This is a genomic window from Microvirga sp. 17 mud 1-3, from assembly GCF_003151255.1.
GTDB lineage: Bacteria > Pseudomonadota > Alphaproteobacteria > Rhizobiales > Beijerinckiaceae > Microvirga.
Genome location: NZ_CP029481.1, coordinates 3,635,130 through 3,660,314, shown reverse-complemented (window position 1 = coordinate 3,660,314; position 25,185 = coordinate 3,635,130). Strand labels below are relative to the sequence as shown.

Sequence of the window (25,185 nt, the reverse complement as noted above, 5' to 3'; positions counted from 1 at the left end):
CGTGACGGCGGCCCTGACGGCGAGCCAAGCCTGTCGGAAAGGAGCGTCGGCTCCTTAACACGGGGGAGGGGCGAGTCAAAGGCTCCCGCGGGCTCCCAGGCCCGAAATTCCCCTGCGGCCGTTGCCCGCCGGCGGCCGGGGCCGTAGTGTCGGCAACGATTCCCGGAGGCGCGATGACCCCCCTTCTCGACGATGCGCTGAAACGGCTCGACGTGGCCGTGGGGCTGCTCGAGGCCGCCCTGTCCCGCCGTCTCGAGGCGGAGCGGCGGCGCGGCGATCTCGATACCGAGCTCCAGCTCATGCAGGACGACCGGGCCCGCCTCGCCGTGGAGCTCGACGGGGCGCTGACCCGTCTCCACCGCTACGAGGCCGCCACCGACGACGTGAGCCGCCGGGTCCGCCAGGCCATCGGCTCGATCCAGTCCGTCCTCGTCCAGGCGGGCCAGCTCGAACCGGAGGAAGGCTGACATGCCCCAGGTCGCAGTCAGCATCGCCGGACGCATCTACCGGATCGCCTGCGGGGATGGGGAGGAGGCCCATCTGGAGTCCCTGGCCGCCTCCCTCGATGCCAAGATCGAAGAAATGCGGGCCACCTTCGGCGAGATCGGCGACATGCGGCTCCACGTGATGGCCGCCATCACGTTGGCGGACGAGGCGCACGAGACGAGACGGCGGCTCGCGGCTGCCGAGGCCGAACTGGCGGAGCTCAGGCGCTTTGCCTCCCAGGGCGACGAGCGCACCCAGGCCATCGAGGCCCGCTTCGCCGAGGGCGTTCACCGGGCCGCCGAGCGGATCGAGCACCTGGCCCGGAGCCTGAGCGCGTCGGGCCAGGGGTAGGGCGCTGCCGTCATTCCGGGGCGGCTCGCAGAGCCGAGCCCGGAACCCATAAACACCGGCGTGTTAGAATGAAGAGCTGTGGCAGCCGCCGTGCTTTACCCTGCATTGTCAGCGGTTATGGGTTCCGGGCATGGTCCTGCGGACCATCCCGGAATGACAGTGAAGTGGCTCCGGTATGACCGATGTGGCTTCCCGAAAATTGCCCCTTCCCCCGAGCCCCTTCCACCCCTACATAGGGAAGGCGGGGCTGCGGGGCGCGTTAGGAGTTCATTTCCCCGGGGCCTTATCGATCCTGAAGGGAGCTGTCCCTGACCCGGTCCGTGGACCGGGACATACGGCGCCCACCTACTTTGTAGGTTCCCGGGATCGCTTCTCCGACGGCTTTTGTGGCTCCGCACTTCATGGTTTCCCTTCCCCTTCCCGAGCGCAAGGAACGGCTCCGCCGCGAGGCTTTCGCGATCCGCGACGGCCTGGATGCGGACTTTCGTCGCCAAGCCGCGCGCCTGATCGCCGCTCAGGCCCTCGATCTCGACCGTCTGGCCGCCGCCAACCCGGTCGGCGCCTATTGGCCGATCCGCAGCGAGGTCGATCCGCGTCCGCTCATGGAGGCGCTCGTCGCCCGCGGCCAGGACGTCGCCCTGTCGCAGATCCGCCATCCGCATTTGAGCTTCCGTCTCTGGCAGCCCGGCGACGTCCTCATAAAGGGGGGCTTCGGCGTGCAGGAGCCCGGCCCCGACGCGCCCGAGGTTTTTCCCGCAGCCCTCCTGGTGCCGCTCCTGGCCTTCGACCGGCGCGGCGGGCGCATCGGCTACGGCAAGGGGCATTTCGACCGGGCCATCGCGGCCCTTGCGGACAAGCATCCCATCTTGACCATCGGCCTCGCCTATGCGGTTCAGGAGATCGACGAGGTCCCGGCCGAACCCCACGACCGGCCACTCGACATCGTCGTGACCGAAACCGAGCTCATCCGGACGCAGGCCGTCCGCGAAGCGACTTAAGGACCCCTCATGCGTCTTCTCTTCCTCGGCGATGTGGTCGGACGCTCCGGCCGCAATGCGGTCATCGAGCGCCTTCCTGCGTTGAGGGATCGCTGGCGGCTCGATTTCGTCGTCATCAACGGGGAGAATTCCGCCGGCGGTTTCGGCATCACCGAGGCGATCTGCGACGAGCTGATCCAGGCAGGCGCAGATGCGGTCACGCTCGGCAACCACAGCTGGGACCAGCGCGAGACCCTGGTCTTCATCGAGCGCCAGCCACGGCTCCTGCGGCCCGTGAACTATCCGCCCGGCACGCCGGGGCGGGGCGCCAACCTCATCGAATCCGCCTCAGGCCAGCGGGTGCTCGTCGTCAACGTCATGGGCCGCCTCTACATGGATGCCCTGGACGATCCCTTCGCGGCGCTGGACCGGGAGCTCGACGCATGCCCTCTGGCTCAGGTCGCCGATGCGATCATCGTCGACGTCCATGCGGAAGCAACGAGCGAGAAGGAGGCGATGGGGCATTACCTCGACGGCCGCGCCAGTCTCGTGGTGGGCACCCACACCCATGTCCCCACGGCCGACCACCGGGTGCTCGCCGGCGGCACGGCCTACATGTCGGATGCGGGCATGTGCGGCGACTACGATTCCATCCTCGGGATGCAGAAGGAGGAGTCGATCCGCCGTTTCCTGCAGAAGACGCCGGGGCCGCGGATGGAGCCGGGATTCGGCGACGGGACCCTCTCGGGCATCGCGGTCGAGACGGATGACCGGACCGGGCTCGCCATGCGCGTCGCGGCCGTGCGGATCGGTCCCCATCTCGAGGAATCCTGGCCGCGCTTCTGGGACTAAGCGCCGGCCGCACCCTTGGTTTGCCGCAAACCATGCCCATCTGTCTTCGGACGGAGAAGCCAGTGAACGCCGACGACCCGCGAACCCTCCACGCCGCCCCCCGCGACGACGTCCGTGAGAACGGTACGGCGCCCGAGGCGGCGGGACACAAGAGCGTCTCGGCGGTTCTGCGGGCGGTGATCGACCGGGCGCAGGGCGAGACCATTACCATCGGCGAGATCATCGAGGCCTTCGGCGAGCGCGCCTTCGGCTTCGTGCTGATCCTGTTCAGCCTGCCCAACTGCGTGCCGGCCCCGCCGGGCATCGCCGGAATCGTGGGCACGCCCGTGCTGATCTTCGGCATCCAGATGATGCTGGGCCACCGGCATCCCTGGCTGCCGGGCTTCGTGAAGCGCCGCTCCGTCTCGGTGTCCAAGTTCAAGAAGCTGATCGACATTGCCGAGCCGAAGCTGCGCCGGCTGGAAAGCTACTGCAAGCCACGGGTGCCTCAGCTCTTTAGCGTCGTCGGGGACCGGATGGTGGGCCTCTTCGCCTTCCTGGTGGCGCTCTCGGTGCTGATCCCGTTCCCGGGCACCAACTTCCCGCCCTCGATCGCCCTCGTCATCGTCTCCATCGCCGTGATGGAGGAGGACGGCTATCTGCTCACCTTAGGGTATCTCATCGGCCTCGCGGGCCTGGCCTATACGGTGACCGTCCTCGGCGCCTCCTATCATCTGATCCGGGCAGGACTGGCGAGCTGGTTCGGGATCTAGAACAAAGAGAGGCCGGGGGGCTTTGCCTCGGGCGCTTCAGCGTTTTATAAGCCCGCTATCGTCAACATCCGCGGCCTGACGGGCCCTTGAACGTTAAGACGTCCTCGGTCGCGATCGCGGAGGCCCCATGGCCGGACATTCACAGTTCAAGAATATTATGCACCGCAAGGGTCGCGCAGATGCGGTGCGCTCCAAGCTCTTTTCCAAGCTCGCCCGCGAAATCACCGTCGCGGCCAAGATGGGTATGCCCGATCCCAACATGAATCCCCGCCTGCGCGCCGCGATCCTCGCTGCCCGGGCCGAGAACATGCCCAAGGACAACATCCAGCGGGCCATCAACAAGGCAGCCGGCAACGACGGCGAGAACTATGAGGAGATCCGCTACGAGGGCTACGGCCCGGGTGGCGCAGCTCTCATCGTCGAGGCCATGACGGACAACCGCAACCGCACGGCCTCCGACATCCGCTCCTACTTCACCAAGAGCGGCGGCAACCTCGCCGAGACCGGGGCGGTTTCGTTCATGTTCGACCGGGTCGGGCTCGTGGAATTCGCTCCCGAGGCGGCCACCGCCGACGCCATGCTGGAAGCCGCTATCGAGGCTGGCGCCGACGACGTGGTCTCGTCCGAGAGCGGCCACGAGATCTATTGCGACCAGGGCTCCCTCAACGAGGTCACCAAGGCGCTGGAGGAGAAGTTCGGGGAGCCCAAGGCCTCGAAGCTCGTCTGGAAGCCCCAGACCCCCGTGGCGGTCGACGACGAGGCCGGCGAGAAGCTCATGCGGCTCATGGAAACTCTGGAAGAGCATGACGACGTGCAGAACGTCTACGGCAATTTCGAATTGTCCGAGACGCTGATGCAGAAGATGGCGGAGTAAGGAGGGGTTGACCGAGCGCGTCCGTATTCTCGGCCTCGACCCCGGCCTGCGCAACACGGGCTGGGGCGTCATCACGATCGAGGGAACCAAGCTCTCCTACGTAGCCTGCGGAGTCGTGACCTCGGACGGCGACCTCGATTTGGCGCTCCGCCTCAAGCAGCTCCATGACCGGCTCACCGACGTGGTCCGGACCTGGACCCCGGACGAGGTCGCCGTGGAGGAGACCTTCGTCAATAAGGACGCCCAGGCCACTCTCAAGCTCGGCCAGGCCCGCGCCATGTCCCTCCTGGTCCCGGCCCTGCACGGGCTTCCGGTGGCGGAATATGGGGCGAACCAGGTGAAGAAGACCGTGGTCGGGGTCGGACACGCCGAGAAGGATCAGGTCCAGGCGATGGTCAGGATCCTGCTGCCCAAGGCCGAGTTCAAGAAAGCGGATGCGGCCGACGCTCTCGCGATCGCCATCGCCCACGCCCATCACCGCAAGGCCCGCGCTTTGGCCGCGAGCCTTTAATTTGTTACACAGACACCACTGTCATTCCGAGGCGGCGCAGCCGAGCCCGGAACCCATAAACTCGGATAGAACGTGGTTGAGCACCGTCGGCGGTGATGTCTCCGCCTGTGCGGGGATGACGGCGGAGGGGAGAAGAACGTGATCGGCAAACTCAAGGGCGTGATCGATTCCTACGGCGAGGATTTCGTGATCCTCGACGTGCATGGGGTCGGCTATGTGGTCCATTGCTCCTCCCGCACGCTCCAGAACCTGCCGCCCCAGGGCGAGGCGGCGGTCCTGTCCATCGAGACCCTGGTCCGCGAGGACATGATCCGCCTGTTCGGCTTCCGGTCGGATTCGGAGCGGGAGTGGTTCCGCCTGCTCCAGACCGTGCAGGGGGTAGGCGCCAAGGTGGCGCTCGGCATCCTGTCGGTGCTCGATCCCGGCACGCTCGCGACCGCCATCGCGACGGGCGACAAGGCATCCGTGGCCCGCGGCCCCGGTGTCGGGCCGAAGCTCGCTGCCCGCATCGTGGCGGAGCTGAAGGACAAGGCCCCGGCCTTCGCGGCCGTCGATCCGGCCCTCATCCGCCTCACGGGCGCCGTGGAGGACAAAAGCGCGCCGGTGCCGGTCTCGGACGCGATCTCGGCCCTCGTCAATCTCGGCTATCCCCAGGCCCAGGCCTCCGCGGCCGTTGCGGCCGCCCTCAAGCAGGCAGGCGAAGAGGCCGAGGCCAAGACCTTGATCCGGCTGGGACTACGGGAACTGGCCCGGTGAGGGGCCCGGGTGGCATCCCGGGGCCCGGATTGGTAAGAGAGGCGAATGCCGGGCTGTGACCTTTCGCCGTTCCTGTTTTGATCTCGTGCAAAATGGCGTATGTGGAGGGGAGAGCCCCTGTTCATTCTGCCGGAAGGTAAGTGTCTTTGACCGATTCACGCCGCCTGCTCAGCCCTGAAAAGCGCGAGGACGATGTCGAGGCGTCGATCCGGCCGCTGTCGCTCGACGATTTCACGGGCCAGAAGGCCGCGCGGGCGAACCTCCAAGTCTTCATCAACGCCGCGAAGTCCCGGGGCGATGCCCTCGATCACGTGCTCTTCGTCGGCCCTCCGGGGCTCGGCAAGACGACGCTCGCACAGATCGTCGCCCGGGAGCTGGGCGTCAATTTCCGCTCGACCTCCGGCCCGGTCATCGCCAAGGCCGGGGACCTCGCGGCCCAGCTCACCAATCTCGAAGAGCGGGACGTGCTCTTCATCGACGAGATCCACCGGCTCAACCCGGCCGTGGAGGAGATCCTCTATCCGGCCATGGAGGATTACCAGCTCGACCTGATCATCGGCGAAGGCCCGGCGGCCCGTTCTGTGAAGATCGAGCTGCCGAAATTCACCCTGGTCGGCGCCACCACCCGCGCGGGCCTGCTCACCACGCCCCTGCGCGACCGTTTCGGCATCCCGATCCGGCTCGAATTCTATACGGTCGACGAGCTTGAGCTCATCGTCCGGCGCGGCGCCCGGGTGATGGGCCTGAGCATGAGCGAGGAGGGCGCGAACGAGATCGCCCGTCGCTCCCGCGGCACGCCGCGCATCGCCGGCCGCCTGCTGCGCCGCGTGCGCGACTTCGCCATCGTCGAGGGGGCCGAGATCGTGTCCCGCGAGCTGGCGGACCGGTCCCTGCGCCTCCTCGACGTCGATCCCATCGGGCTCGACCTCATGGACCGCAAGTACCTGACCATGGTCGCCCAGTCCTTCGGCGGCGGGCCCGTGGGCATCGAGACCATCGCGGCGGCACTTTCCGAGCCCCGCGACGCCATCGAGGACATCATCGAGCCCTACCTTATCCAGAAAGGCTTCGTGCAGCGCACCCCGCGCGGGCGCGTCCTGACACCCCACGCCTTCCGGCATCTCGGCCTCGCCGAGCCCACCCGGGAGACCGCCGCCCAGTTCGGGCTGTTCAACGGGGCCGACGATGAATGACACGCGCGAGACTTCCCCTTCCCCTCGTGGAGAGGGCCAGGGCGGCGCTCTCTCGGGCCATCTCCAGGGCGGCACCCATATCCTCCCCATCCGGGTCTATTACGAAGACACGGATTTTTCCGCGCGGGTCTATCACGCCAGCTATCTCCGCTTCATGGAGCGCGGGCGCACGGAGCTGCTCCGGGCCGCCGAGGTAGCCCAGTCGGATCTCCATGCCCAGATGGGCGGGCTGGCCTTCGTGGTCCGCAAGATGGTGATCGATTTCCTCGGCGCGGCCCTCATGGACGACGTGCTGACGGTCGTGACCCGCCCTAAGGACATGCGCGGCGCTTCCATGACCCTTTTCCAGGAGGTCCGCCGGGGCGAGGACGTTCTCGTCACCGCCGAGGTGACGGTGGCGGCGGTCCGAAACGGGCGCGCCGTGCGGATTCCCGATCACCTGCGCGCCGCTCTGGGGGAACCAGCTTAAGCCGCCGATTCCGGCCTGTCCCGCTCCCTGAGCCCTAAAGCTCCTTCCCGTTGATTGCAGCAACGAGCCTGTCCGCAGCGAGCTTTGCGCCGTCCGGGTAGATCGTGCTTGCGGTTGCGGCTGCCCGCTTGCGGGTCTCGGGGGCAAGCGCTGCCTTGAGCGCCGCCGACAGGGACTCGACGGTCGGGACCGGACCGTCATGGGCGGCTCCGATGCCCAGATCGGCCACGCGGCGGGCCCAATAGGGCTGGTCGGCCACCTGGGGCACCACCACCTGAGGCGCTCCGGCGCGCGCGGCCGCCGTTGTCGTGCCTGCGCCGCCATGGTGCACGACGGCCGCGACCCGGCCGAACAGCGCCTGCTGATTGACCTCGCCGACCGCAAGGCAATCGTCCCGGTCGTCGATCCGCGTCAGGTTGGCCCAACCCTGGGCGAGGATCACGCGGCGGCCCTGCGAGCGGACCGCCGCGATTGCGTCGCGGGCCGCATCCGGCGCGGCCTGCATGGCCATGCTGCCGAAGCCCACATAGACCGGAGGTTCGCCCGCATCGAGGAACGCCTCCAGTTCCGTCGGGAGCGGACGCCGATCCGGCAGGATCCAGGCGCCGGTCTGTACGGCATCAATGAGGTCGTTCGGCTGCCAGGGGCTGAGAACCGGGTCCGACGCGAGCCAGGGGCGGCGCGTAATGACATGGTCGCGAACATGGGCGAGCGTGGGCAGGCCGACCGTGGCTCGGTGCGCGTTGACCGCCTCGCCGAACAGGGCGTCCATCGCCTGGGCATTGAATGCCCATAGGGCCAGATTGTCGGTCATTCCGGGCGGGTGCGGCCAGCCGGGATAGGGCATGGGCGGATGGTGCGGCGACGGCAGGATGAGCGGGCAGAAGGTCGCGAGGACGAAGGGGATGCCCAGCACCTCGGCGGCCGATTGCGCGGCGGCCGTGGACGGGAACAGGCCTGTCGCCACGATGGCGTCGCAGCCCTTGGCCGCGGCCGTGATCGCGTCGAATTGAGCCGGGACCATCCGGGCTGCGAGCCGGGGCAGCCTTTCCCCCGAGAGCTTCGCTGTCTCGATCCACTGGCGCACGGGCATGAAGGCCGGCGCCAGGGGCAGGCCCACCCGGTCCAGGAGTTCCACGAACTCGGCATCGGCCGGTGCGGAGACCAGCACCTCGACGCCGAGCGCCTGCAGCGCGAGGCCGAGCCCTGCCAGCGGCTGGACGTCTCCGCGCGACCCATAGGTCGATAACAGAATGCGCATTTTTCCTGCTCCCTCTCATCCGTGATTCGAATTGAGGGCGGGATTCATGGCGCATGATGGGGGGCTTGCCGCAAGTCCCTGGGGCGGCTAGATGATGATTTCGGAAAGCAGCCGTGCCTTCCATTCCCTGACTTACCCCGCGCTTATCCAGCAAGGCGATGTGAGCGCCTGCCTCCAGGGTCTTGTCCGGTCAGACCGGCTCCACGCAAGGCTTCGGGCCGCGGGGACCGACTGAAGCCCAGCCCGGTCCCGGCATGAGGTTCTCCTCTAAGGCGAAGCGTCGCAGCTCGTTCGGAGAGGGTGCGGCGGGCGGGCGCGAAATCCCCCTTAAACCAAGCCTTAACCTTACTCTGTGCTTAACATGTAACGGACCGGGAAGATCGGCGGCCCATGGGCGTACGCCCTTATTTTCGACAGATTCGGGCGCGAACGAACAATGATACGCACAAGATTTTCCTACGAATGCGGTGGGCCCGTTTCCGGGCTGCTCGAGGAGCAAGGACGCGAATCATGAATCCGGCGGATGTGGCCCAGGCAGTCCCTGTGGCCCACGACATGTCCCTTTTCGGCCTGTTCTGGCAGGCTCATTTCATCGTCAAGCTCGTCATGCTGGGCCTTCTCGGCGCCTCCGTCTGGTGCTGGGCCATCATTATCGACAAGACCCTGCTTTATGCCCGCACCAAGCGGTCCATGGACAAGTTCGAGGAGGTGTTCTGGTCGGGCCAGTCCCTCGAGGAGCTGTTCCGCTCCCTCCAGAGCCGCCCGGCTTCGGGCCTTGCGGCCGTGTTCGTCGCCGCCATGCGGGAATGGAAGCGCTCCTTCGAAGGTTCGGGCCGCTCCTTCCAGAGCCTGTCCCAGCGCATCGACAAGGTGCTCGACGTGACGATCCAGCGGGAGGTCGAGCGGCTCGATTCCAAGCTGACGGTCCTGGCCTCCATCGGTTCGGCCGGCCCCTATATCGGCCTCTTCGGCACCGTGGTCGGCATCATGAACTCCTTCACGTCCATCGCCGCCTCGAAGAGCACGAGCCTCGCCGTGGTGGCGCCGGGCATCGCGGAGGCGCTGTTCGCCACCGCCATCGGCCTCTTCGCGGCCATCCCGGCGGTGCTCGCCTACAACAAGCTCCAGAGCGAGGTGGGCAAGCTGCAGTCGCGGCTCGAAGGCTTTGCGGACGAGTTCTCGGCCATCCTGTCGCGCCAGATCGACGAGCGCATCGCGCTCGCGGCCTAAGGGGGAACCGGAATGGCATCGATGGCAGGCATGGCCAAGGGAGGCTCCCGTCGCCGGCGGCGCGCCCATCGCGGCGGCGCCATGAACGAGATCAACATGACGCCGTTCATCGACGTCATGCTGGTGCTGCTTATCATCTTCATGGTGGCGGCGCCGATGATGACGGCGGGCGTTCCCCTCGATCTTCCGCAGACCAAGGCGGCGCCCCTCAACATGGACGCCAAGCCCGTGACCCTGTCGATCAAGGCGACCGGCCAGGTCTTCATGGGCGATGCGGAGCTCGCGGACGACGCCATCGTCGGCAAGCTGAGCGAGGTCGCCAAGGGCGGTCTCGACGAGCGCATCTTCGTGCGCGGCGACAAGAAGGTCGATTACGGCCGTGTCGCACAGGTCATGTCCATCGTGACCGGGGCAGGCTACAAGCGCGTCGCCCTCGTCACGGAACCGGACCAGCGCTGAGCCGGACAGGAAGAGGGGCGAGACCGTGGCGTTGAAGCTCAAATTCAACACCTCCGAGCCGGGCCTGTGGGTCTCGGGCACCACGCATGCGGTGCTCCTGGTCGCGGCGCTCGCCGGCCTGTCCGTCGCCAGCGAATTCCCCGAGGCGCAGGAAGGCATCCCGGTCGAGGTCATCACGGACAACCAGTTCTCCCAGATCACCAAGGGCGAGAAGACCGCGAAGGCGGTCCTGCCGGATCCTAAGCCCCGGGCCGAGCGCGTGGCCGACAAGGCCGAACTGCGCGATCCCGGCGAGGACAAGCGCGACGCGCCGGCCCCGCCCAAGCGCCCCGAAGAGATGAAGGTGGCCGAGAAGGAGGAGCCGGTCGCGGCTCAGCCTCCGCCGCCGCCTCCTCCGCCCAAGCCCACGCAGGCCGAGGCAGAGGCGAAGGCCAAGGCGCTCGAGGAAGAGAAGAAGATCGCCGAGGCCAAGGCCGAGGCGGAAGCCATCGAGCGCGCCAAGGCCGCTGAGAAAGCAAAGGCCGAGGCCGAAGCGAAAGCCAAGGCGGAAGCCGAGGCCAAAGCCCAGGCCGAAGCCAAGAAGCTCGCAGAGGCGAAAGCGAAAGCCGAGGCCGAAGCCAAGGCCAAGGCGGCGGCCGAGGCCAAGAAGGTCGCGGAAGCGAAGGCCAAGGCGGAGGCCGAGGCCAAGGCCCGCAAGGAGGCCCAGCTCGCCAAGAAGCTCGACATGGGCGACCTCAAGCAGTTCCTGGAGAACAAAGAGCGGCACCAATCCACCGGCGCGACTGGATCGGAGGTCCAGAAGACCGCCTCCCTCGGCACCGCGACGGGATCGGCCGCGAAGCTCAGCCCGAGCATGCGCGATTCCCTGATGGGACTCCTGCGTGAGCAGATGGAGCGGTGCTACAGCGCGCCGATCAGTGCCTCCGCCGGCAATGCCGCCTCTCCGATCCTGGATATCCGCCTCAACCAGGACGGTTCCCTGGCCAGCGAGCCGACCGTCATGAGGAGCGGCGGAGCATCCACCGACCGAGCCATTGCGGATGCGGCGCTGCGAGCCGTTCGGCGCTGCGCGCCTTACCGTGTTCCGGCCCAATTCGCCCCTTACTACTCCGATTGGAAGGTCCTGAACGTCGAGTTCACTCCCACCTGATCTGAAGTTCCCACCGCTTGAGACATGCCCTCATGATCACTCGCCTCGTCTCCCGTCTCCTCGTCGTGCTCGCCTTCCTTGTGCCGACGCTTGCCATTGCTCCCGCGGCCTTCGCGCAGCTGAGCTTCCGCGTCGGGCCGGGCGGGCAGTTCCAGCCCATGCCCATCGCGGTCGCTGATTTCGCCGGCGAGGGTGACCTCGGCCAGCGGGTCTCGGGGATCATCTCCAGCAACCTGCAGCGCTCGGGCTATTTTGCGCCCCTCGACCGGTCGCGCTTTCCGGAGCGTCCGGCCTTCGACACGGCGCCGCGCTTCGAGGCCTGGAAGCTCGCGGGCGCCCAGGCCCTGGTGACGGGCCGCGTAACCCGCGACCCCTCGGGCCGCCTGAAAGCCGAGTTCCGCCTCTGGGACGTGGATACGGGTCAGCAGCTCACCGGCCAGCAATATGTGACGGATCCCAATTTCTGGCGCCGGGTCGGCCACATCATTTCCGACGCGGTCTATTCCAAGCTCACGGGCTTCGGCGGCTTCTTCGACACGCGCATCGTGTTCGTGGACGAGTCCGGCCCGAAGGAGAACCGCCGCAAGCGGCTCGCCATCATGGACCAGGACGGGGCCAATGTCCGGTTCCTGACCCAGGGCGACAACCTCGTGGTGACGCCGCGCTATTCGCCGGCCTCCCAGGACATCACCTACATGTCCCAGGTCGAGGGCCAGCAGCCGCGGGTGCAGGTGATCAACCTGGAGACCGGCTCCCGCCAGGTGGTCGGCAACTTCCCGGACATGACCTCGAGCCCGCGCTTCTCGCCGGACGGCCAGCGGATCGTCATGAGCCTGCAGCAGGGCGGCAACGCCAACATCTTCATGATGGACCTGAATTCTCGCGCCACCACGCGGCTCACCTCCACGGCCGCCATCGACACGTCCCCGTCCTTCTCGCCGGACGGCTCGCAGATCGTGTTCGAGAGCGACCGGGGCGGGCAGCAGCAGATCTACGCCATGAACGCGGACGGCTCGAACCAGCGCCGCATCTCGTTCGGGGACGGCTCCTATTCGCAGCCGGCCTGGTCGCCCCGGGGTGATTACATCGCCTTCACCAAGCGCCGCGCCGGCGGCTTCTCCATCGGCATCATGAAGCCCGACGGCTCAGGCGAGCGTATCCTGACGGAAGGCTTCCACAACGAGAGCCCCACCTGGGCGCCGAACGGCCAGTACATCCTGTTCTTCCGCGATCCCGGCGGGCAGGCGGGCGGCAAGCTCTACATGGTCGACATCACGGGCCGGGTCGAGCAGCCGATACAGACCCCCTCCTATGCGTCGGACCCGACCTGGTCCCCGCTCCTGAGCGAGAACCGGGCCCAGAACTGACACGCAAAAGGGCGCCTTCGGGCGCCCTTTTCGTTTGGGGCTCAGTCGCGCAACAAGGAGCGGGCGGTCGGGACGAGGCGCGAGACCTCGTTCGGCCGCGAAGTGCGAAGTCTTACATCCTCGTCTGATATAATATATCAATCATTTCTTCGTCCATTATTCGAGGAGAATGAAATGATGGGGCTGATTGAACGGGGCTGGCAGGAGGCATCGGCGGCGAGCGCCCATGATCTGGGATTCATGCTCGCGAAGAGAATTGCGGGGACCAGCCGCTCTGATGATCTTGAGGGGACAAAGGGCAACGACGTGATCTCCGGTCTTGGCGGAAATGACACTATTTTCGACGACCGCGGCAATGATCGCCTATACGGCAATGCCGGAAACGATACCCTGACCGGCGGGAGCGGAAACGACATTCTCGACGGCGGGACGGGGAACGACGAACTGATCGGCGAGATCGGGAACGACATTCTTTATGGCGGAGCCGGCAATGACAGGCTCGCAGGTCATGAGGGCTTGAATACCCTCTACGGAGGGCCCGGCCGCGACAAGTTTATCTTCGAATTCGAGCAGGGAAGGCCGGACAAAATCATGGATTTCAAGGCCTCTGACGACACGATCATGCTTGACCGCGGCTTCTTCGAGGCGGTGCAAAAAGGGACGCTGTCCAGCGGCGCTTTCCAACTTGGGTCACAAGCGAGCGAGGCGGATGACCGCATCATCTATAATCAGGCAACAGGGGCAATCTCCTACGATCCTGACGGCAATGGTGCGCAAGGCGCGCGCATCTTCGCGTATAATGTGACGAAATCCGCGATGACATACGCAGATTTCGTCGGGATCTGAATAACCGCAAAGGGCGGGTTCTAGCCCTTTCCCCTGGCCAGGGCCTCGTTCCCACGAACGGGGCTCAGCCTCGCAACAGGGAGCGGGCGGTCGGGACGAGGCGGGTGACTTCACTCGGCCGCCAAGTGCGGCGCTCGATTTCCGGCCATGCCTCGGCAGTCCACGCCTGCGAGCGGGCGAGGTCCGCGCGATGACGATTGTAAGCCGCCTCGTCGGCGAACCCTGAAAACCAGACGAAGACGGTCTCGCCCTCCCGGACCGGCAGGCGCGGGAAGGTGTTGGGGCTCCGCTCGGTCACGAAGGTCGCGAGAACCCGGGCGCCCGCCGCCGTCAGGGCGGGCCTGACGCTTGCTTCGAAGAAGGCGGAGAAATCCGTATCCGTGTGCGGAGCGAGCGAGCAGGTGGTCGCGACGACCAGGCCGGACCGCTGCCCGGCCGCATCGTCATCAAGGCGATGCGGCAGCGCGAAGCCGCCGCCCGGCAGGGCAGGGCGCAGGAGCAGCACGTTGTCCGAGTTCACCATGGTGCCGTTGGCCCGATCCCGGTGAGCGGCCCAGACGGGGCCCCCATAGAAATCCGCGAGCGCCCGGGCCCGGGTCTCCATGTCGGCAAATCCCCGCAGCCACACGAAGGCGTCCGGATCATCGGGGTCGCGGAACTGGCCGATCACCTGCATGCCGGCTGCCTCCTGCGGCTCGATGAAAGCCTCCTCGAACAGGCCGATCAGGTCCTCCCGTGCGCCCGGCCGCAGCCGGTATCGCCGCAGCTCGACCACCGGGCCGCCTGTGTCCTCCGTCTTCATCCGATCCATGACCTGTGCCGACATTGAAGTTCCCCCATAAAACAGGACAAGCGTCCTGTTTGCAAATACAGGACGCTTGTCCTGTTTTGTCAACCTGCTATCTTTCTCGGACGGGGAGGACAGGATGACGAGACGGGATTCCGAGCGGCGGAAGCGGACGAACGATCCGGAAGGGATGCGGCAGCGGCTGCTCGATGTAGCTTTCGCGGCCTTCACGGCGCAGGGCTACAACGCCACCTCGGTGCACGATCTGAAACGGGAGGCCGGGGCCACGGGCGGGGCTCTGTCCCATCATTTCCCGACCAAGAAGGATCTCGGCCTCGCGGTCCTGCGGGACCGGGTGGCCGATGCGGTCGAGGAGACCTGGATCGCGCCTGTCCGCGCGGCACCGGATGCGGCGGAGGGCATCCAAAGCGTCTTTGCGGCCATCGCGGCGGAGCTGGACGGGAAGGGGGCGGTATCGGGTTGCCCGCTCAACAACCTCGCCCTTGAGCTGTCCCGGCAGGATGCGGATTTTCAGGCGGAGATCGACGACATCTTCGGGCGCTGGCGTCACGCGATTGCGGAAAGGATCCGGGCCGATCAGGAGGCAGGCCGGTTTGCCCACCTCGAGGCCGAGGCCTTCGCGACCTTCGTGGTCGCGGCCTATTCGGGCGCGATGGCCATGGCGAAGGCGGGCCAGAGCGCAGAGCCCTTGCGGGTGTGTGCCGCTCTTCTCGGGCAGATGATGACCGGAAAGGCCGCCGCCTGAGGCGACGGCCCTATGTCATGAGTCCGGTGGTGGACCTCTTCAGGCCCCGCGCGGCATGGCGGCGGCGGGTGTATCGTCCTTGCGGCTCCGCAGCTTGAAGGCGAGGACGAGCAGCGTGATGCCGAAGACCATCGCGTAGGCGCCGAGCCACCAGGTCAGCACCACGGCGCCGAGAAGCGGAGCGACGAGCAGCGCGATACCGAACAGGATCGACACGATCCCGCTGAAGATCAGCCAGCCGCGTCCATAGGCCGGGTTCAGCTTGAAGGCGGCCACGATTTCGAGAATGCCCGTGATCAGCGACCACACAGCCATGAGGGTGACGAAGAACACCACTGTCAGGCCTGGCCAGAGGAACGCGATGACACCGACCGCGATGTCGACGATCCCCTCGAAGACGAGCAGGCCCCAGCGCTGGTGCTGCGAGGCCGCCCGCACGGCCGCCACGATGGTGATGACGCCGTCCACCAGCATGTAGGCAGAGAAGAACAGCACAAGGGACAGGATCGTCGCCCCGGGCACGAACAGGGCGATCAGCGCGAAGATGATGGCGAAGACGCCGCGCAGGGCGACCGCCCACCAGTTCTGCGCCAAAAGGGCACTCATCGCCTCGGCGCGGTCGAAGGATCCGTAGGATGGTGAAGAACCGCCTGCCATGGTGACCTCCTTCGGTCTTTCGGGCACGTCATCATGCCCGACATAACGTTAGGTAACAAGTCAACGCTCAAGCTTGGCAGAGGGTTTCATTCCTCTCGGAGGGCCTCCCGGTCGGCAGCGGCCTCTTCCTCCTGGGCGATCGCGAATCTCCGCCTGCGCTCCAGCTTCCGGCGGCGCGCCCGGACACGCCATTTCAGGCGCAGCGCCCGGGTCATGAGCGCCAGTCCGATCCAGGCGAGCCCGATCACCAGCGGCAGCACGACCAGGGTCGGGAACAGGGCGACGATCACGGCCAGCACCAGCAGGGCACCGCCGATCACCGCGATGCTGCTTGCCTCCGTCGCCGTGAGGGAGCGGGCATTCACGGACTTGCCGATGCTGTTGCCCAGAGCCAGGGCCCCGGCGGCCAGCCGCCGCACATCGCCCTTCCGGGGGCGGTGCAGGCGGCGGGAGCGCATCTTCTGGGTCTGCCGGCGGCGGGTCAGGAGGCCCGGGACGATCTCGGTCGCGTTGGTGAGGTCCTTGAGATACATCTCCTCCATGGCCTCGGCGAAGCCGCGGTCCTCCAGCACCACGTCGAGCTCCCAGTTGGTGGCCCAGCTCGCTAGGTTGAGATTGGTCGAGCCCACCCGCGCCCAGCGCCCGTCCGCCACGGCGGTCTTGGCATGGAGCATGGTGCCTTTCCATTCGAAGATGCGGATTCCGGCCTCCACGAGGGAGCGATAGCCGGCTCGGACGACCGGCTGCAGCCATGTCACGTCGCTCGTGCCCGGCACGAGAAGCCGCACATCCACCCCGTCCCGCGCGGCCTCCGCCAGCGCCTGGACATAGGAGGTGGTGGGAACGAAATAGGCGTCCGTCAGCCAGAGATTGCGTTGGGCCGTCGCGGCGACGAACTGGTCGAACCGATAGGTCCGGAACATGCCCGGCCGGCCGCAGATCACCCGCGCGGCCACCGTGCCGGCCTCTGGGATAGCCGGAAGGCCGCTGCGCTCGCCCCGGTCGATGGGCGTGCCGGCCCGCGCCCAGCTGTCCGCGAAGGCGGCATCGAGATCGGCCACCACGGGGCCCTCCAGCATCAGGCCCGTGTCCCGCCAGGGTTCGGCCCCGTCCGAGCCCTCCCAGGCATTCGAGACGCACAGGCCCGCCACGAAGCCCTTGCGGCCGTCCACCGTGATGACCTTGCGGTGATTGCGGCGGATCCAGAAGGGATTCGTCAAACGCGGAGGATTGAACACCCGCACCTCCACGCCGGCCCGCCGCAGCCGGTTCCAGAAGCCCGGCAGGGCCCGCCAGGACGAGCCGAGCCAGTCGTAGAGCACTCGCACCGTCACGCCGGCCTGGGCCCGCTCCATCAGGGCCTCGGCGAAGGTGCGGCCGGTGGTGTCGTCCGCAATGATGAAGTTCTCGAAGTGAATGACCTGGCGGGCGCCGCGGATCGCCTCGAGCCAGGCCGGATAATTCTCGCCGGCATCCTTCAGGAGCGCGACGGCATTGCCCTTACGCAGGTCGCTGTCGGCAATGCGCGCAAAGGCGCGTTCCAGCCGGTAGTCCAGGGGACCCGGAGGCGTCGGCTCGGGATGTCTTAGGGGAGGGAAGGGCGTGATGGACGAACTCATGACTGTATAACGCATGAACCGGCCATTCGGCTTGCCCGTGCGATCAAAAAGCCAAGCCGTGCGTCACCGGCCCTCCGATGCCACCTCTTTGCCGCATTTACTCCTAATTAACCCTAAGCCCAGGTTTCCCGGCCCGGGTGCGATTCACCTTAATCCAGCTTCGCCCGTCCCGACCGACAAAACCGTCCCTTAACCATCGCCCGATATAGATCACACAACGTTCGGCAGACGTTTGTGTAAGGAGTATTGCCAATGATGACGTTGCGCGCCGTCAAGTTCGCCGCTGCCATCGTCCTCGCCCTCGGGGCGGCGGCGTGTTCGTCCAACAAAGATGGAATGGCCGACGGGGCCGGCGGCTTCGGGGCCGGCGGAGCAGCCACGCCGGGCAGCGCCCAGGATTTCGTCGTCAATGTGGGCGACCGGGTGTTCTTCGAGACCGACCAGACCGACCTGACCCCGACCGCCACCGCGACCCTCGACAAGCAGGCCCAGTGGCTCAACCGCTATCCGAACTACACCTTCATCATCGAGGGCCATGCGGACGAGCGCGGTACCCGCGAATACAACTTCTCGCTCAGCGCCCGCCGCGCCCAGAACGTGCGTGATTATCTGGTGTCCCGCGGCATCAACGCCTCGCGCCTGCGCACCGTGTCCTACGGTAAGGAGCGCCCGGTTGCGGTCTGCAACGACATCTCCTGCTGGTCGCAGAACCGCCGCGCCGTCACGGTGCTGAGCGCAGGTGCCGGAGCGTAAGGATCAAAACGTGACTTTTCCCTTCCGATTCGCGAAGGGCCGCGCTGCGCCGCCACAATCTCGCCGTGGCGGCGCATTTGTGTTATCGGCACCTTTGCTGCGACCTCAACGGTTTTCCAGAATGCTGCGCCGACTGATCGTCTTCTTCGCCTTCCTGACAGCCCTCGCCGGGCCTGCCGCCGCGCAGGACGCCGCCGAGGCTATCGTCCGTCTCAACCGGCTCGAGAACCAGTTCCGGCAGATGTCCGGGCAGATGGAGCAGCTCCAGCACGAGAACCAGGTTCTCAAGGAGCAGCTCCGCAAGTTCCAGGAAGACGTGGATTACCGATTCCAGGAGGGCCGGGGCGGCAAGGCCTCGCCCGGTGGCAGCGCGCCGGCCCGTCCGGCCCCGCAGCCCCAGCGACGCAGCGACGTCTTCAACCCCTCGGAGGCGCCCAGCGCCCCCGGGGCTCCGCTTCCCCTGGGAGCGACCCCTCCGTCGGCCCCTCTCACGGCGGAGATGGGCCAGCCCGCTCCCCTTCCCGGGGGCCAGATGCCCGGGCAGGTGTCCGGAATCGGGGAGCTGATCCAGGAGGACGACATGGCCATGGATGCGGCGCCCCTCGACATCAATCCCGCCGGCCGCACGGTCGCGATCCCAACAGGGGCGATCCCGGCCGCTCCGGCCTCCCGCGGTCCGAGCGTCGCGGCCACCAGCGTCGGCGATCCGCGGTCCGATTTCGAGACCGCCTACGGCTATTTCGCGCAGCGCCAGTACGAGGAGGCCGAGATGGGCTTCCGCCGGTTCCTGCAGTCCAACCCCCGCGACAAGCTGGTGCCCGAAGCCGCCTACTGGCTCGGCGAGACCTATCTCCAGCGCAACCGCTACCGGGAGGCGGCGGAGCAGTTCCTGAACGTGTCCACGGAGCACCCCAGCGCGGCCCGTGCGCCCGATGCGCTCCTGAAGCTTGGCATTTCCCTCAACGGCCTCGGCGCCCGCGACCGGGCCTGCGCGGTCTTCGGCGAACTCGACCGCAAGTATCCCCAGGCTTCCCCGAATGTGCGCCAGGCCTCCGAGCGCGAGCAGCGCCGGTCCAAGTGCAGCTGAGCGTGCGGTTGAGGATGGCCTGCGTGCCGCTCCCGCCTTTCGCGTGACCCGCTCCTCCGCACCCATTGATCCTGCCTCCGCCGAATGGCTGGAGGCTCTCTTTTTTTCCCTATCCTCCGCCCGTGGAATCGTCGCAGCCGTGTCAGGCGGGCCGGATTCCATGGCTCTCATGCATCTCCTGGCCCTGTGGCGCGGATCCGCTGCCCGGCCGCCCGTGATCGTCGCCACCGTGGATCACGGCCTGCGCCCCGAAGCTGCCCGGGAGGCCGCTTTCGTGGCCGCGGAGGCCTCCCGCCTCGGCTTTCCCCACCGGACCCTCGTCTGGACTGGCCCCAAGCCCGGGACGGGTCTTCAGGAGGCGGCCCGCGAGGCGCGCTACCGGCTTCTGATCGGCTGCGCCCGGGAGGAGGGCGCCACCCACCTCGTCACCGCTCACACGCTGGACGACCAGGCCGAGACCCTGCTCATGCGCCTGTCGCGGGGGTCGGGGCTCGCGGGCCTCGGCGGGATGCGGCCCGAGCGCGACCGGGACGGCCTGCGCCATGTCCGGCCGCTCCTTGATTGCCCGAAGAGCATGCTCCTCGCCCTGTGCGGCCGGGAAAGGTGGCCCTTCGTGGAGGACCCCTCGAACCTGGACGAGCGCTTCGCGCGGGTGCGCTGGCGGCGCCTCATGCCGGCCCTCGCTGCGGAGGGCCTGACGGCCGAGCGCCTGGCCGGCCTCGCGCGCAGGGCCCGGCAGGCCGAGGAGGCGCTTGATGCCAAGGCCGCCGAGGCCCTGGGCCGGGCTCGGCCCGTGGCCGGGGAGGGTGGCTTGCGGCTCGATGCCGCCCCCCTGGCCGAGGAGCCCTTCGAGATCGCGCTCCGGGCCTTCGTCCAGGCCCTCGACAGGGCGGGAATCCGGCCGGAAACCGGCCGTCTCCAACGTATCGAGGCCTGCGTCGGTCGGCTCCGGGATGCCCTGGCGAAGGGGGAAGCCTTTCGGGCCACCGTGTCAGGGGCGCTGGTCCGGCTCGATGCCCGCGGGGGCCTCACCCTGGCGCCGGAACCGCCTCGTCGGCGGGGAAGGGCGCCGGTTTGAGGGCTATCCGTTCATCAAAGACCGCATGAGATGCCGCATGGGCGCCGCATTCCCTTGGCAAGGGGAGGCTCCACGCCTACATTGAGTTTAGCCGCGCGGGGCATGCCCCGCGTTCGTCTCCCTCTGGGGCAGAAACTGATCCGATGAATTCAAATTTCCGCAATTTCGCCTTGTGGGTCGTCATCTTCCTGCTGGTGCTCGCGCTCGTGACCCTGTTCCAGAGCCCGGGCCATCGTGGCGGCAGCGGCGACATTGCCTATAGCCAGCTTCTCAGCGATGCCGATGCTGGGCGCATTTCGAACGTGGTCATCTCCGGTCCGGAGATCAGCGGCACCTATACGGATGGCCGTACCTTCACGACCTATGCGCCGAATGATCCGAGCCTGGTGACGAAGCTGCAGCAGAAGGGCGTGCAGATCACGGCCCGTCCGCAATCCGACTCCACCCCCTGGTTCATCGCCGTCCTCATGAACATCCTGCCGATCGCGCTGTTCATCGGCGCGTGGGTGTTCCTGTCGCGGCAGATGCAGAACGGCGCGGGCCGGGCCATGGGCTTCGGCAAGTCCAAGGCCAAGCTTCTGACCGAGGCGCATGGCCGCGTGACCTTCGACGATGTCGCGGGCGTCGATGAGGCCAAGGAAGACCTGCAGGAGATCGTGGAATTCCTCCGCGATCCGCAGAAGTTCCAGCGCCTCGGCGGCCGCATCCCGCGCGGTGTGCTGCTCGTCGGCCCTCCCGGCACGGGTAAGACCCTGACGGCCCGGGCCGTTGCGGGCGAGGCCAACGTGCCGTTCTTCACCATCTCGGGCTCCGACTTCGTCGAGATGTTCGTGGGCGTGGGTGCTTCCCGCGTACGCGACATGTTCGACCAGGCCAAGAAGAACGCCCCCTGCATCATCTTCATCGACGAGATCGACGCGGTCGGCCGCCATCGCGGCGCCGGCCTCGGCGGCGGCAACGATGAGCGTGAGCAGACCCTCAACCAGCTCCTGGTGGAGATGGACGGCTTCGAGGCCAACGAGGGCATCATCATCATCGCGGCGACGAACCGCCCCGACGTGCTTGACCCGGCGCTCCTGCGTCCCGGCCGCTTCGACCGGCAGATCGTTGTCCCGAACCCGGACGTCACCGGCCGCGAGAAGATCCTGCGCGTCCATGTGCGCAAGGTCCCGCTCGCTCCCGACGTGGACCTGAAGGTCATCGCCCGCGGCACCCCCGGCTTCTCGGGCGCCGACCTGATGAACCTTGTGAACGAGGCGGCCCTCCTGGCGGCAAGGCGCGGCAAGCGCATCGTCACCATGCACGAGTTCGAGGACGCGAAGGACAAGGTCATGATGGGCGCCGAGCGGCGCACCCTGGTCATGACCGACGACGAGAAGCGCCTGACGGCCTATCACGAGGCCGGCCACGCCATCGTCGCCCTCAACGTCCCGGCGACCGACCCGGTCCACAAGGCCACCATCATCCCCCGTGGCCGGGCGCTGGGCATGGTCATGCAGCTGCCTGAGCGCGACAAGCTCTCCATGAGCTTCGAGCAGATGACCTCGCGCCTCGCCATCATGATGGGCGGCCGCATCGCCGAGGAGATGATCTTCGGCAAGGAGAAGGTGACCTCGGGCGCCCAGTCCGACATCGAGCAGGCCACGCGCCTCGCCCGGATGATGGTGACCAAGTGGGGCTTCTCGCCCGAGCTCGGCACCGTCGCCTATGGCGAGAACCAGGACGAGGTCTTCCTCGGCATGCAGATGGGCCGTCAGCAGAACGTGTCCGAAGCCACCGCCCAGAAGATCGACTCCGAGGTGCGCCGCCTGGTCGAGGCCGGCCTGGAGGATGCCCGCCGCATCCTGACCGAGAAGGCCCACGATCTCGAGACCCTGGCTAAGGGCCTCTTGGAATACGAGACCCTGACCGGCGACGAGATCCACAACCTCCTCGACGGCCAGCCTCCGATCCGCGACACCGGCGATAATCTGTCGTCGAGCCGGGGATCCGCCGTCCCGACCGCTGGCCGCGGCCGGCCCAAGGAGAGCGGCGGCGGCATGGAGCCCCAGCCCCAGGCCTGATCCGGCCTCACATTACGATCCGAAGCCGGCTGGAACACCAGCCGGCTTTTTTCATGCGGCCTTCGCAAGCCATTCGCCGATGGAAACCCGCCAGTCCTCGATCATGCGCCGGAAAGCCTCCTCGTCGAGGTCGGCAAGATAGGACTCGCCGTCCCCGCTCAGGGCCGTGAAGGCGTAGCTGACGGTCGCCTCCGTTCGCCCGGCAGCGATCTCGCGGCACCGGACCTCGACGAAGCCGAAGCGCGAGTTTGGCGTGACCCGGACGTACCGGACCCGGTAAGCCTCGGGCTCCCATAAGCAACAGGCCCAGAGGGTCGTCTCGCCCCCGTGCTCGGTCCGGAAGACCATGCCGTCCTGCGTGTCGCCATTCGTCGGATGCAGGAACTCGGGCTCCCAGCCTTTCACCCAGAGGGTCTCGCCACTCGGGGTGAAGAGCGGGAAAATCTCCGCGACGGGCGCGGGAAGCACAATGCTATGGCGGCGTTCGAGATGCATCACGGCTTTTCCTCGCTGAGCCTGTGACTGTCCGACGCCTGAAGCGTGAGGCCGTAGATGCGTCGCAGGTCCGCAATGGTTTGGAGCGTTTCAGGGGAGAATGGCTGCTTCCCCTCGAAGGCGTGCAGGACAATCCCCTCGATCAGGTCTCCGAGGCTCATGTCCTGGTGCTCGGCGAGGGCCTTGAGCACTTTTACCAGCCTCTTCTCGAGGCGCACGCCGGTCTGGATTCGTTCGATGATCATAATCGTTGGTACCTATGTACCAAGGTAGAGTCAAGTCGGCCCATGGGGTAGCCGGAAGGGTCTCTTCCGGCAAAAGACCTTCTTTCTGTCTACTTCGAAGTTCCGAATTCAAACCGGGGCGGAGCTTCGTCACTGTAACAATCGCTCATCACTTGTGATGGCCGGTTCTGCGCGAAAGTCTTGACCCGATTCAGGGAGGTTGCTTTGAGAAGACCAAGGCGCATATCGGCGCTACAGAAGGCGGAGAACCAGCACGTGCGCAAATACTTTGGAACCGACGGAATCCGCGGGCGTGCTAACGGGGTCATCACGCCGGACCTGGCTCTCAAGGTCGGCCAGGCGGCCGGCCTCATGTTTCAGCGGGGCGATTACCGGCACCGGGTCATCATCGGCAAGGACACCCGCCTGTCCGGCTATATGATCGAGAACGCCCTGGTGGCCGGCTTCACGTCGGTCGGCATGGACGTGCTGCTCCTTGGACCGATGCCGACCCCGGCGGTCGCCATGCTGACCCGCTCCATGCGCTGTGACCTGGGCGTCATGATCTCGGCCTCCCACAACCCTTACGAGGATAACGGCATCAAGCTGTTCGGCCCGGACGGGTTCAAGCTCAACGACGAAGTGGAGCGCGAGATCGAGCGCCTGATCGATTCCGATCTGTCGTTCCGCCTCGCCGGTTCCTCCCTGCTCGGGCGCGCCAAGCGCATCGAGAGCGCGGATGCCCGCTATATCGAATTCGCCAAGCGCACCCTGCCGCGTCAGCTCGACCTCGAAGGAATGCGGGTCGTGATCGACTGTGCCAACGGGGCCGGCTACAAGGTCGCTCCGGAGGCCTTGTGGGAGCTGGGTGCCGAAGTCATGTCCATCGGCGTCGAGCCGAACGGCTTCAACATCAACCACGAGGTCGGCTCCACGGCTCCCGAGGCCCTGGTCCACAAGGTGCGCGAGCTGCGCGCGGATGTGGGCATCGCCCTCGACGGCGACGCCGACCGGGTTCTCATCGTCGACGAGAAGGGCCAGAAGGTTGACGGCGACCAGCTCATGGGCGTCGTCGCCCGGTCCTGGCACGAGGATGGGCGCCTGACCCAGGGCGGCATCGTGGCCACCATCATGTCGAATCTCGGCCTCGAGCGCTATCTCGGCGATCTCGGCCTCAGCCTCGTCCGCACCGCGGTCGGCGACCGCTACGTGCTCGAGCACATGCGGGCCCATGGCTTCAACCTGGGCGGCGAGCAATCCGGCCATATCATCATGTCGGACTACACCACCACGGGCGATGGCCTCATTGCGGCGCTCCAGCTCCTGGCGGTGGTCAAGCGGCTTGGCCGCCCGGTCTCCGAGGTCTGCCACTGCTTCGAGCCGCTGCCGCAGATCCTGAAGAACGTGCGCTACAAGTCCGGCAAGCCTCTCCAGTCCGAAACCGTGGTCAAGGCCATCGAGGCCGGCCGCGAGCGCCTGGGCGCGACGGGCCGCCTTGTCATCCGTCCTTCGGGCACCGAGCCCGTCATCCGGGTCATGGCCGAGGGGGACGACAGCGATCTCGTCGCCCGCGTGGTGGACGACGTGGTCGACGCTGTCAGCCGCGCGGCCTCCCTGGCCGATACTCCCGTCAAGGGTGCGGCCTGAGCTGCACTCTCCCTGGAGCCCGGCCCCTTTCGTGAGGGGCGGGCTTGGAGGCAAGGACGCTCGACGCCTGTCGCTCAGCTCCAGTCGTAGACAAGCGCCTCCCTGAACGCGAAGCGGTTCAGATGGTCCTCGATGATCTTCTGCATCCGGTTCCGGCTCTCCTCGTCCGGGACCGTGAGGACGATCTCGAGATGATCTGGCCCGGCCGTCAACTCGGCCTTCCGGTCCTCGGCGAACGGGATGGTGCTCTGCGTCTCGCTATAGGTCACGTCGAACTTGTGCGCCCAATGCTTGCTGAGCTGCTGCAGGTAGCGGCTGGCATTCGCGGTCGAAACCCTTGCGCTGGATCGGATCATTGTGCGTCTCCATTCGATGGCTGCCGCATGAACATTCGCGCCTCCGCGCCTGTGTCGGGCTTTGTCCATAGACCGAAAATTAAGGTTAATCGCCCCTTAACCACTGCCCTTTAACGTTC

At 66.8% G+C, this 25,185-nt stretch carries 28 protein-coding genes and 1 other RNA gene; 22 read left to right on the top strand and 7 right to left on the bottom strand.

The annotated features are described in order from the left end of the window. Window positions 1-173 precede the first annotated feature (173 nt). The 11 genes from C4E04_RS17220 (at window position 174) to ybgC (ending at window position 7,221) form a co-directional block, all read left to right on the top strand. Window positions 174-467 (top strand): DUF4164 domain-containing protein, encoded by a 294-nt coding sequence (locus tag C4E04_RS17220; protein ID WP_109599373.1) that lies wholly within the window; start codon window positions 174-176, stop codon window positions 465-467. Between the two features lies 1 nt (window position 468). After that, window positions 469-837, top strand: a complete 369-nt coding sequence (locus C4E04_RS17215; RefSeq protein WP_109599371.1) for a cell division protein ZapA — start codon at window positions 469-471, stop codon at window positions 835-837. A 241-nt stretch (window positions 838-1,078) separates the two neighbouring features. Continuing rightward, a non-coding RNA gene (gene ssrS / locus C4E04_RS17210) (6S RNA) lies at window positions 1,079-1,234 on the top strand. Window positions 1,235-1,238: 4 nt separating this feature from the next. Continuing rightward, window positions 1,239-1,835, top strand: a complete 597-nt coding sequence (locus C4E04_RS17205; protein ID WP_109599369.1) for a 5-formyltetrahydrofolate cyclo-ligase — start codon at window positions 1,239-1,241, stop codon at window positions 1,833-1,835. A 9-nt stretch (window positions 1,836-1,844) separates the two neighbouring features. Next, window positions 1,845-2,666: a TIGR00282 family metallophosphoesterase gene (locus tag C4E04_RS17200; protein WP_109599366.1), complete on the top strand. Its 822-nt coding sequence runs from the start codon at window positions 1,845-1,847 to the stop codon at window positions 2,664-2,666. A gap of 62 nt (window positions 2,667-2,728) precedes the next feature. Continuing rightward, complete coding sequence (locus C4E04_RS17195) at window positions 2,729-3,418, top strand: exopolysaccharide biosynthesis protein (RefSeq protein WP_162559443.1); 690 nt, start codon at window positions 2,729-2,731, stop codon at window positions 3,416-3,418. Between the two features lie 127 nt (window positions 3,419-3,545). Next, window positions 3,546-4,292 carry a YebC/PmpR family DNA-binding transcriptional regulator gene (locus C4E04_RS17190; RefSeq protein WP_109599362.1) on the top strand — a complete coding sequence of 249 codons (747 nt, stop codon included), beginning with the start codon at window positions 3,546-3,548 and terminating at the stop codon, window positions 4,290-4,292. 7 nt (window positions 4,293-4,299) lie between these two features. Further along, window positions 4,300-4,803 (top strand): crossover junction endodeoxyribonuclease RuvC, encoded by a 504-nt coding sequence (gene ruvC / locus C4E04_RS17185; protein WP_109599360.1) that lies wholly within the window; start codon window positions 4,300-4,302, stop codon window positions 4,801-4,803. Between the two features lie 138 nt (window positions 4,804-4,941). Then, entirely contained in the window at window positions 4,942-5,559 is a 618-nt protein-coding gene (gene ruvA, locus C4E04_RS17180) for a Holliday junction branch migration protein RuvA (RefSeq protein ID WP_109599358.1), read from the top strand. 146 nt (window positions 5,560-5,705) lie between these two features. Continuing rightward, a complete protein-coding gene (gene ruvB / locus C4E04_RS17175) occupies window positions 5,706-6,752 on the top strand; it encodes a Holliday junction branch migration DNA helicase RuvB (RefSeq protein ID WP_109599356.1) in 1,047 nt (348 codons plus the stop codon). Beyond that, window positions 6,745-7,221 carry a tol-pal system-associated acyl-CoA thioesterase gene (gene ybgC / locus C4E04_RS17170; RefSeq protein ID WP_109599354.1) on the top strand — a complete coding sequence of 159 codons (477 nt, stop codon included), beginning with the start codon at window positions 6,745-6,747 and terminating at the stop codon, window positions 7,219-7,221. The genes ruvB and ybgC overlap by 8 nt, the downstream gene beginning before the upstream one ends. 34 nt (window positions 7,222-7,255) lie before the next feature. Here ybgC and C4E04_RS17165 read toward each other — a convergent pair whose 3' ends face one another. Then, window positions 7,256-8,482 (bottom strand): glycosyltransferase, encoded by a 1,227-nt coding sequence (locus tag C4E04_RS17165; protein ID WP_109599352.1) that lies wholly within the window; start codon window positions 8,480-8,482, stop codon window positions 7,256-7,258. A gap of 510 nt (window positions 8,483-8,992) precedes the next feature. On the opposite strand from C4E04_RS17165, the gene tolQ reads away from it, so the two are divergent. From tolQ to C4E04_RS17140, 5 genes are all read left to right on the top strand, one after another. Next, entirely contained in the window at window positions 8,993-9,712 is a 720-nt protein-coding gene (tolQ, locus tag C4E04_RS17160) for a protein TolQ (RefSeq protein ID WP_109599350.1), read from the top strand. A gap of 12 nt (window positions 9,713-9,724) precedes the next feature. Next, window positions 9,725-10,171 (top strand): biopolymer transporter ExbD, encoded by a 447-nt coding sequence (locus C4E04_RS17155; protein ID WP_174219290.1) that lies wholly within the window; start codon window positions 9,725-9,727, stop codon window positions 10,169-10,171. Window positions 10,172-10,202: 31 nt separating this feature from the next. Continuing rightward, window positions 10,203-11,321, top strand: a complete 1,119-nt coding sequence (gene tolA / locus C4E04_RS17150; RefSeq protein WP_109599348.1) for a cell envelope integrity protein TolA — start codon at window positions 10,203-10,205, stop codon at window positions 11,319-11,321. Window positions 11,322-11,353: 32 nt separating this feature from the next. Continuing rightward, window positions 11,354-12,688, top strand: a complete 1,335-nt coding sequence (gene tolB, locus C4E04_RS17145) for a Tol-Pal system beta propeller repeat protein TolB (RefSeq protein WP_109599346.1) — start codon at window positions 11,354-11,356, stop codon at window positions 12,686-12,688. Window positions 12,689-12,862: 174 nt separating this feature from the next. Continuing rightward, window positions 12,863-13,534, top strand: a complete 672-nt coding sequence (locus C4E04_RS17140; protein ID WP_109599344.1) for a calcium-binding protein — start codon at window positions 12,863-12,865, stop codon at window positions 13,532-13,534. 64 nt (window positions 13,535-13,598) lie between these two features. Here the strand turns inward: C4E04_RS17140 and C4E04_RS17135 are convergent, their stop codons facing one another. Then, window positions 13,599-14,360, bottom strand: a complete 762-nt coding sequence (locus C4E04_RS17135; RefSeq protein WP_174219289.1) for an NIPSNAP family protein — start codon at window positions 14,358-14,360, stop codon at window positions 13,599-13,601. A 100-nt stretch (window positions 14,361-14,460) separates the two neighbouring features. Here C4E04_RS17135 and C4E04_RS17130 point away from each other — a divergent pair, with 100 nt between their 5' ends. Then, window positions 14,461-15,087 carry a TetR/AcrR family transcriptional regulator gene (locus tag C4E04_RS17130; protein ID WP_245416139.1) on the top strand — a complete coding sequence of 209 codons (627 nt, stop codon included), beginning with the start codon at window positions 14,461-14,463 and terminating at the stop codon, window positions 15,085-15,087. Window positions 15,088-15,126: 39 nt separating this feature from the next. On the opposite strand, the gene C4E04_RS17125 is transcribed toward C4E04_RS17130, so the two are convergent. Together C4E04_RS17125 and C4E04_RS17120 are read right to left on the bottom strand one after the other, a co-directional pair. Next, on the bottom strand, window positions 15,127-15,744 hold the full coding sequence (locus tag C4E04_RS17125; protein WP_109599342.1) for an HdeD family acid-resistance protein: 618 nt from the start codon (window positions 15,742-15,744) through the stop codon (window positions 15,127-15,129). Between the two features lie 86 nt (window positions 15,745-15,830). Beyond that, window positions 15,831-17,378: a phosphatidylserine/phosphatidylglycerophosphate/cardiolipin synthase family protein gene (locus C4E04_RS17120; protein WP_245416138.1), complete on the bottom strand. Its 1,548-nt coding sequence runs from the start codon at window positions 17,376-17,378 to the stop codon at window positions 15,831-15,833. A 237-nt stretch (window positions 17,379-17,615) separates the two neighbouring features. On the opposite strand from C4E04_RS17120, the gene pal reads away from it, so the two are divergent. From pal to ftsH, 4 genes are all read left to right on the top strand, one after another. Then, complete coding sequence (gene pal, locus C4E04_RS17115) at window positions 17,616-18,116, top strand: peptidoglycan-associated lipoprotein Pal (protein ID WP_109599337.1); 501 nt, start codon at window positions 17,616-17,618, stop codon at window positions 18,114-18,116. A gap of 121 nt (window positions 18,117-18,237) precedes the next feature. Next, complete coding sequence (ybgF, locus tag C4E04_RS17110; protein WP_109599334.1) at window positions 18,238-19,203, top strand: tol-pal system protein YbgF; 966 nt, start codon at window positions 18,238-18,240, stop codon at window positions 19,201-19,203. 43 nt (window positions 19,204-19,246) lie between these two features. After that, a complete protein-coding gene (gene tilS / locus C4E04_RS17105; RefSeq protein WP_371682006.1) occupies window positions 19,247-20,281 on the top strand; it encodes a tRNA lysidine(34) synthetase TilS in 1,035 nt (344 codons plus the stop codon). 143 nt (window positions 20,282-20,424) lie between these two features. Continuing rightward, window positions 20,425-22,344 (top strand): ATP-dependent zinc metalloprotease FtsH, encoded by a 1,920-nt coding sequence (gene ftsH / locus C4E04_RS17100; RefSeq protein WP_109599330.1) that lies wholly within the window; start codon window positions 20,425-20,427, stop codon window positions 22,342-22,344. A 51-nt stretch (window positions 22,345-22,395) separates the two neighbouring features. On the opposite strand, the gene C4E04_RS17095 is transcribed toward ftsH, so the two are convergent. Both C4E04_RS17095 and C4E04_RS17090 read right to left on the bottom strand, forming a co-directional pair. After that, window positions 22,396-22,839, bottom strand: coding sequence for a hypothetical protein (locus C4E04_RS17095; RefSeq protein WP_109599328.1), 444 nt, complete (start codon window positions 22,837-22,839; stop codon window positions 22,396-22,398). Next, a complete protein-coding gene (locus tag C4E04_RS17090; RefSeq protein WP_109599326.1) occupies window positions 22,839-23,084 on the bottom strand; it encodes a hypothetical protein in 246 nt (81 codons plus the stop codon). Before C4E04_RS17090 ends, C4E04_RS17095 begins: the two co-directional genes overlap by 1 nt. Window positions 23,085-23,339: 255 nt before the next feature. Here C4E04_RS17090 and glmM point away from each other — a divergent pair, with 255 nt between their 5' ends. After that, window positions 23,340-24,710, top strand: a complete 1,371-nt coding sequence (gene glmM / locus C4E04_RS17085; RefSeq protein ID WP_109599324.1) for a phosphoglucosamine mutase — start codon at window positions 23,340-23,342, stop codon at window positions 24,708-24,710. A 74-nt stretch (window positions 24,711-24,784) separates the two neighbouring features. On the opposite strand, the gene C4E04_RS17080 is transcribed toward glmM, so the two are convergent. After that, window positions 24,785-25,066 carry a DUF2218 domain-containing protein gene (locus C4E04_RS17080; protein WP_210204581.1) on the bottom strand — a complete coding sequence of 94 codons (282 nt, stop codon included), beginning with the start codon at window positions 25,064-25,066 and terminating at the stop codon, window positions 24,785-24,787. Window positions 25,067-25,185 lie beyond the last annotated feature (119 nt).